Source organism: Embleya sp. NPDC008237 (genome assembly GCF_042956465.1).
Taxonomy (GTDB): domain Bacteria; phylum Actinomycetota; class Actinomycetes; order Streptomycetales; family Streptomycetaceae; genus Embleya.
Genome location: NZ_JBIBGL010000006.1, coordinates 118,968 through 126,744, shown reverse-complemented (window position 1 = coordinate 126,744; position 7,777 = coordinate 118,968). Strand labels below are relative to the sequence as shown.

Below are 7,777 nucleotides of genomic sequence, written 5' to 3'. Positions count from 1 at the left end.
GGCGGAGGGAACGGCGGAGCGGGAGCGGACAGGCGGAGGGAACGGCGGAGCGGGAGCGGACAGGCGGAGGGAACGGCGGAGCGGGAGCGGACAGGTGGAGGGAGCAGCGGAGCGCGGAGCGGACAGGCGGAGGGAACGGCGGAGCGCGGGGCGGACGGGCGGTGGGGGCGGGGACGAAAGGCGTTGGGCGGTGGGGTGCGGGGGTGGGGTGTAGCGGGGGCGGGGGTGTGGTTTTCCGCAGGGGGGTCGGGTGCCGGGCCTCATGGTGTGCGGATCGGTGGTCTCGCAGGCTGGTTCTGCCGGTGGTTCGGGCCCGTTCGTGTGGAGCGCGGCCGCATCGGGTGAGCGAGGAGGTCGGCGGATGCCGAGGAACAGGGTGCGGGCGGCGGCGGTCGCCCAACGGGTGCGGGACACGTCGTCGGTGGTCGTGCGGGCCAGGGGGCTGGTCAAGGAGTACGGGTCGGGACCGTCCCGGGTCGCGGCGTTGGCGGGCGTGGATGTGGACATCGAGCGAGGTGGCTTCACCGCGATCATGGGGCCGTCCGGTTCCGGCAAGTCGACGCTGATGCAGTGTCTCGCCGGGCTGGACACCGCCACCCACGGCAGCGTGGCGATCGGCGGTACCGAGTTGGCCGGTCTCGACGATGTCGCGTTGACCGAACTGCGGCGTGACCGGCTCGGGTTCGTCTTCCAGGCGTTCAACCTGCTGCCCACGCTGAACACCCTGGAGAACATCACGCTGCCGGTGGAGATCGCCGGACGCCGGGTCGACCGGGCCCATCTGGATCGCATCGTCGCGGCCACCGGCCTGGCCGGGCGCCTGCTCCATCGGCCCGCCGAGTTGTCCGGCGGTCAGCAACAACGTGTCGCGGTGGCGCGGGCGTTGCTCTCCCGACCGGAGATCGTCTTCGCCGACGAACCGACCGGGAACCTGGACTCGCGTGCGGGAACCGAGGTACTCGAACTGCTCCGGCACGGCGTCCGCGAGTGGGGTCGGACCGTATTGATGGTCACTCACGACCCGAACGCGGCGGCCTGTGCCGACCGGGTGGTCTTCCTGGCCGACGGCCGGATCGTGGACGACCTGTCCCGGCCGACGGCGGAGGCCGTGTTCGAGCGGATGAGGCGCCTGGACGGCCCCGGACGAAACACCGAACCCGCCCCTGCCCCAGGCGTGCTCGGTCACGGCGCGAACGAGGTGCGCGCGTGACGCTCGCTCGGATCGCGATGCGCGAGGTCGTGGCGCACAAGGCCCGCATGCTCCTGGCCCTGGTGGCGATCGCCCTGGGCACCGCGTTCGTGGCCGGGACGCTGGTGTTCCGCGACTCGGTCACGGCCTCCGCCCGCGCATCGTTCGCGGGATCGACGGCGGACGTGACGGTGACGCCGGCTCGCGACAGCGAGCACCAGGACGGTACCGGGCTGCCTGCGACGCTGCCCGGCCGAGTCCTGGACACCGCGGCCCGGGGCGCCGGCGTCCGCGCCGCCCACGGGCGGGTGCACGTGCCGCACACCGTGGTCCTGGACGGCCGTGGCAAGCCGATGAGTTCGCGCGGGAACACGATCGCCGACTGGTCGACCGATGCCGGGTCCGCGCCACGGGTGACCCGGGGACACGCACCGCTCGCCCCGGCGGAGCTGGTCGTGGCGGCGGACACCGCCGCGGAGCACGGGATCCGGATCGGCGATCGACTGCGGATCATGGCCGTCCCCGGGACCTTCGAGGCCACCGTGGTCGGCCTCGCCCGAGACCGCGCGGACCGGGCCCCCGACGCCGATCTCTTCCTGGAATCCGGCGCCGCACAGCGGCAACTCCTGGGCGCTACGGGCCGGTTCACCTCCATAGCCGTCACCGCCGCGCCCGGCGTGTCGGATGCCCGGTTGCGTGCACAGGTGTCGGCCGCGCTGCCCGATCCCACCGCCTACACCGTCCGCACCCGCGACCGGGAGGCCGCCGCCCGCGGCGATGCCGCCGGCGCCTCGCTGGACGTGGTCACCTACCTGATGCTCGGTTTCGCCGGGATCTCCGTGCTCGTGGGCGTGTTCCTGATCGGCAACACCTTCTCCATGCTGGTCGCCGCGCGGACCCGGCAGAGCGGGCTGCTGCGCGCCGTCGGTGCCCGGCGCGGCCAGGTGAATCGGCTGATCCTGGGCGAGGCGGGGCTGTTGGGCGTCGCCGGGTCCACCCTGGGCCTGACCCTGGGGGTGGCACTCGCGGCCGGGCTGACCCGGTTCGTCGGACCCGATGGCACCGGACCGGCGGCGAGCATGCCGACGGTGCGTTGGTCCACACCGGTGGTCGCGTACGCGGTGGGCGTGTCGATCACCCTGGTGGCCGCCTACGTGCCGGCCCGCCGGGCCGGCCGGGTGTCCCCGATGGCGGCGTTGCTGCGCGCGGCCGGATCCGACGCCCGACGACCGCTGCGCGCCCGCAACATCGTGGCCGGCACGAGCGCCGTGTCGGGCACGGGGGCCCTGCTGCTCGCGGTGTCCACCGAAAACCTGGCAGCGGCGGGGCCGTTGCTCGCGGTCGGCATCCTGCTCACCCTCCTGGGCATCGTGGCGGGCGCGCCGATCCTGAGCGTCCGGGCGGTGCGCGGCCTGAATCGGCTGCTCTCGCGGCACAGTGGACCGATCGGCCGGCTGGCCCGCGGCAACGCGATTCGCGACCCTCGGCGTACCGGCGCCACCGCCTCGGCCCTGATGGTCGGCATCGCGCTGGTGAGCTTCCTGTCCCTGGTCGCCGCGTCGTTGGTGAGCTCGGTCGACGGTCAACTCGAACGCACGGTGAACGCGGACTACTTCGTCCTCTCGTCGCAGCCGATGACCGCGGAGGTGGCCCGCGTCGTCCGGGAGACGCCGGGCCTGGACCACGTCACCGCGCAGCAGACCGTGCGAGCCGACCTGATCACCGCGCACGGCACCGATCGCGACCACGAACTCACCGCGACCACCGAGCGCTTCACCGACGACTTCCGGCCGGCCTTCACCGCCGGTGACGCCCGCTCGACGCTGGCCGCGGGCGGGGACGGTATCACCGTGCCCCAGGCGTTCGCCGACGAGTACCGGCTCGCGGTCGGCGATCCGGTCCAGGTTCGTTTCCACGGCGGCGGCACGGCCCGGCTGCTGGTCGGCGGCATCGTGCGCGAGGGGGACGTCTTCGCCTCCGGCGCGACCTACGTCGGTACCCACGTCGTCCGGGCGCACCTACCCGCCGACCAAATGCCCCTGGACGACGTGTACTTCGCCTCCGCCGCGGCAGGCGCGGACCGGGCCGAGGTCTACGCGGCCCTGGCGAAACGCCTGGACGGTTTCCCGCAGACCAAGGTCCGCGACCGGGACAGCTATCGCAAGGCGCTGCACGACACGGTCGCCTCGGCCCTGGACCTGGTGTACGCGCTGTTGGCGCTGGCGATCCTGGTGGCCGTCCTGGGCGTGGTCAACACCCTGGCCCTGTCCGTGGTCGAACGCAGCCGGGAGATGGCGCTGCTGCGGGCTCTGGGCATGACCCGGCGGGGCGTGCGCCGGATGATCCGGGCGGAGGCGGTCCTGATCGCCGTGGTCGGCGCCGTCCTCGGTCTGCTGCCCGGCCTGGCCTGGGGCGCGGCCACGCAGCGCGTCCTGGCCGGCAAGGGTCTGGACACGCTCACCGTGCCCTGGCCGACCTGCGCGGCCGTCCTGGTCGGCGCGGTCGTCGCCGGCACCCTCGCCGCCTGGCTCCCGGCCCGGCGCGCCGCCCGCGTGCAACCGCGCGAGGCGATGGCCGGCGCGGGATGAGCCGGCCGAGCGGCCGATGACCCGCCCCATCGGGCCGGCCGGGTCGGGTGAGAGGCTCGAAGCACCGAGACGACGTGGGCGAGCGAAGCGAGGAAGGGTGTCGGAGGATTCGGGTCGAAGGCCGGCCGTGGCACGCACGCGCGGATTCGCGGCCCCGGTGCGGGCCGGCGCAAGGGCCGTCGCGGACGCGGTTCGGGTGCTCTTCGTGGGTGCCGTGACCGCCGTGCCGACGGCGCTCTTTCTGTTCGGGGCGGGCCTGGTGTACGCGGGCGCCCTCCGGTCCCGCCCGCGCCGGCGCGTGTTGCGCCCGATCGCACGCGGCGCACGGGCGTTGACCGACCTGGAGCGCAGGCGCCTGGCCGAGCCGACCTCCCGCACCGCGACCCGCCACGACCCGCCCGGTCCGGGCGCGGCCCACCCCGACCGGGCCGGGCCGGCCCCCACCGAGCCGGGCCCGAGCCACCCCACCCCGAACGATCCGCGGCGCCTGATCCGCTATCTCGCGGCGCGCGTGCCGATCGGGCTGCTCGGTGGTGCCCTGCTCGGCCTCATCGGCGGCGGGGCCGGGTTCGCCGCGGTGATGGTGGGGGCGTGGCTCGCGGGCAGTCCGAACACCACCACGACCGACGTACTGATCCTGATCCCCTGCGGACTGGCCCTGTTCGCCCTGGCCCTGTACGGCCTGGTCGGACTCGCGGACACCGATCGGGCCCTGGCCCGGCGCCTGCTCGAACCGGACCGGAGCGAGGTACTGCGCCGTCGGGTCGACGAGTTGGCCGCGAGTCGGGCGGGCGTGGTGGAGGCTGTGCACGAGGAACGTCGGCGCATCGAACGCGATCTGCACGACGGGGTGCAGCAGCGCCTGGTCGCCCTGGGCATGTTGCTCGGCCGGGCCCGGCGCGGCGGCGACCCCGCGCGCACCGACGAGTTGTTGCGGCAGGCGCACGAGCAGACCCAACAGGCGCTGACCGACCTGCGGGACGTGGCGTGGCGGATCCATCCGACCGGATTGCACGACGGCGGGCTGCGCGCGGTGTTGGAGACGATCGCCGAACGGGCGCCGGTACGGGTCGCGTTGACCTACGACGTGGCCGTGGAGCCGGCGCCGATCGTGGCCACCGCCGTGTACTTCGTGGTCGCGGAGGCGGTCACCAACACGGTCAAACACGCGCGCGCCGACGCCGTCACGGTGTGCGTCCTCGGCGCCGGCGCCGAGGGTGACCCGGTTCGGGTACGCATCGTCGACGACGGCGTCGGCGGCGCGGATGCCGCCGGCGGCGGCCTCTCCGGGCTGGCCCGCCGAGTCGCCGCCCTGGACGGAACCCTGCGGGTGGACAGTCCGCCCGGAGGCCCCACCACGATCACCGCGGAGATGCCGTGCGCATAGTCCTGGCCGACGATTCGGCCCTGCTGCGGGAGGGGTTGGCCCGCCTGCTCGCCGACGAGGGACACGACGTGGTCGCGAGCGTCGGCGACGGCGACGCCATGGTCGAGGCGGTCGCCGCGCACGTCCCCGACGTCGTGGTGGCCGACGTGCGCATGCCGCCCACGCACACCGACGAGGGGCTGCGGGCGGCCCTGGAGGTCCGCCGCCGACAACCGGGGGTGGGCGTGCTGGTGCTCTCCCAGTACATCGAAAAGCGGTACGCCGTCGAGCTGTTGACCCACGACGGCGCGGCCGTGGGCTACCTGCTCAAGGATCGGGTCGCGCACGTGGACGACTTCCTGGACGCGCTGGCCCGGGTCGCCGCCGGCGGCGCCGCGTTCGATCCCGAGGTGGTGCGCCAACTCCTGGCCCGGACCAGCCACGTCGACCCGCTGGACCGGCTCACCCCCCGCGAACGCGAGGTATTGGCACACATGGCCGAGGGCCGCACGAACGCCGCCATCGCCCGGACCCTGCACGTGTCGCAGAGCGCGGTGGAAAAGCACGTCAACGCGATCTTCGAACGTCTCGACCTGGCCCACCCGGCCGGTTGCGGATACAGCCGCCGGGTCCTGGCGATCCTGCGCTACCTGGGCTCCTGACCAAGGCCCGCACGGCGCGCACTTCACGCCCCCGGTCCGGGCGAGCGCTCGCGGGTGCTTGTCCGCCGCGCGGTCACCCGGCGGCAATCCGCCGCCGGCGACCCGCAATTGAGTACCCGTACTCATCCCCGTGTCGGGTTCGCGGTGGTGGGGTGAACCGCATGACACACCACGAGGTTCCGCCCCGGTTCGCGCACCGTCGCGCCGCAGCCGGGTCCCGACGTGGTTCGCGGGCGGCTCCGATCATCGCCACCGCATTGACCGTTCCCGTCGCAAGTGTGCACTTCGCCCTGCTCGGGCTGAGTGCGATGGCCTTCGACTCCTGCGACTCCGCCGCCGACTGCCCGGCCGCCGGCGCGGCGGTGAACCGCGCCGCACTCGTCGCCGTCGTGGCCGTTCCGGTCGCACTGACGTCGTGGTTGTGGCCCGACACCCGCACCTACAACCGACACCGGTGGGCTCACCTCGGCGCCTACGTGGCGCTCGCCGGCACCTCCGCCGGACTCTTCCTCACCGTGCCCGTGGGCCGCTGACCGACCCGCACCGCCCACCTTCGGCCGATGCCGGGCGGGGACCGATCCCCGTTCGATCCCCGCCGGGTCGGGTCGAGATCCCGACGACGCCGTCGTGCCCGGCCCCGGGCTCCGCCCCGTGTCGGATCCGTGGCCGCGGCGTCACCGACCCGGGCCGGATGACGTCGCCTACGGAGCTCTCCTCCCGACTCGTGCCCTCGGCGGGCGAACCACGCGGGGTCACCCCCGACACCGCAAGCCTGGCGCACCGGACGATGTCTGAAAACGCCTTTCAGCCTGAGCCGAAACCTGCTGGTCCGAGGGCGTTCGAGGACGCACACTGTCGTGGTCCTCCCGACGCCGCGCCGACCGGGAGGCCACTCGCCACAGGGCATCCCGGGCGCAACGGACACGACCATGGGGGTACACCGGTGCTGCGCATCCACTTCACCGCGGACGACCTGGCCCGGACCCGACTCGCCACGACGGTCGGAGCGGTGGCCGAGACGTATCACGGCCTGGAGTTGTTGCTCGGGCCGCGCAGACCGCTGCCCTTCCGGGCCTGGCGCACCGCGGTGACCGACCGGACGGACACGGCGACCGGCCCGCTCACCGCGCTGATGCCGGTGCGCGGCCCCGGCCTGGATCTGCGCACGCTGGTGGGGGACTCCTTCTCGCTCGACGAGGGCATCGAGAACCTGCTCGCGGTGCCCACGCGGCGGCTGCGCAAGGAAATGGCGAACCTGACCTTCGCACCGGGCCACTCCACCTGGGTGCGCGACTTCCTGGACGGCGGCCGGGAGCCGCGCCGCGAGTTCGCCGACGCCCTGCGCGCCTTTCACGACGTGACGCTCGCGCCGTTCCAATCCCGGGTACGGTCCCACCTGGAGTCGGTGCGAAACGTGTACGCGCGCACCCTGCTCGACGGCGGCGTCGACCGCCTGTTGGCCGAGTTGTGCGTGCCGCTCGTGCGCTGGAAGCCGCCGGTCCTGGAGGTGGACTATGACAAGAAGGACGAGGACATCCGGCTCGGTGGCCGAGGGCTGGTCATCGCGCCGACCGTGTTCCTGTGGCGGAAGCTGATGCTGCTCCACGACACCGAGGACGAGAACGCGCCGTACCTGCTCGCCGTCCCCACCGTGCGCGAACCGCGCGACGGCGCCGCGCTGTGGGAGCCCGGCGCGGCCGACGGCCGGGCACTCGGCGCGCTCCTGGGACAGACCCGCGCCGCCGCGCTGACGGTGATCAACGACGGGTGCAGCACCACCGAGTTGGCCCGTCGGTTGGACATGTCGGCGGCGTCCGCGAGCCAACACGCGACCATCCTGCGCAACGCCCGCCTGATCACCACCACCCGCCGCGGCGGCGCCGTCCTGCACACGCTGACCCCGCTGGGCCTGGAACTCCTCGGCAGCGACCCCCTCCACCCGGCCCACACCTGACCGGCGCCCCACCGGAGG

The 7,777-nt window shown here is 73.8% G+C and carries 6 protein-coding genes; all 6 read left to right on the top strand.

Annotation, left to right across the window (positions count from 1 at the left end; genetic code table 11):
* Positions 1-361: 361 nt before the first annotated feature.
* The gene (locus tag ACFZBU_RS17485; protein WP_391584467.1) at positions 362-1,210 is read left to right on the top strand and encodes an ABC transporter ATP-binding protein; all 849 of its coding nucleotides are present in this window, start codon (positions 362-364) and stop codon (positions 1,208-1,210) included.
* Positions 1,207-3,777 carry an ABC transporter permease gene (locus tag ACFZBU_RS17480; RefSeq protein WP_391584466.1) on the top strand — a complete coding sequence of 857 codons (2,571 nt, stop codon included), beginning with the start codon at positions 1,207-1,209 and terminating at the stop codon, positions 3,775-3,777. The genes ACFZBU_RS17485 and ACFZBU_RS17480 overlap by 4 nt, the downstream gene beginning before the upstream one ends.
* A 127-nt stretch (positions 3,778-3,904) precedes the next feature.
* Positions 3,905-5,164, top strand: a complete 1,260-nt coding sequence (locus ACFZBU_RS17475) for a sensor histidine kinase (RefSeq protein ID WP_391584465.1) — start codon at positions 3,905-3,907, stop codon at positions 5,162-5,164.
* A complete protein-coding gene (locus ACFZBU_RS17470) occupies positions 5,155-5,805 on the top strand; it encodes a response regulator (RefSeq protein WP_391584464.1) in 651 nt (216 codons plus the stop codon). Before ACFZBU_RS17475 ends, ACFZBU_RS17470 begins: the two co-directional genes overlap by 10 nt.
* Before the next feature lie 257 nt (positions 5,806-6,062).
* Positions 6,063-6,338 (top strand): hypothetical protein, encoded by a 276-nt coding sequence (locus tag ACFZBU_RS17465; protein ID WP_391584463.1) that lies wholly within the window; start codon positions 6,063-6,065, stop codon positions 6,336-6,338.
* Between the two features lie 410 nt (positions 6,339-6,748).
* Entirely contained in the window at positions 6,749-7,759 is a 1,011-nt protein-coding gene (locus ACFZBU_RS17460; protein ID WP_391584462.1) for an ArsR/SmtB family transcription factor, read from the top strand.
* Positions 7,760-7,777 lie beyond the last annotated feature (18 nt).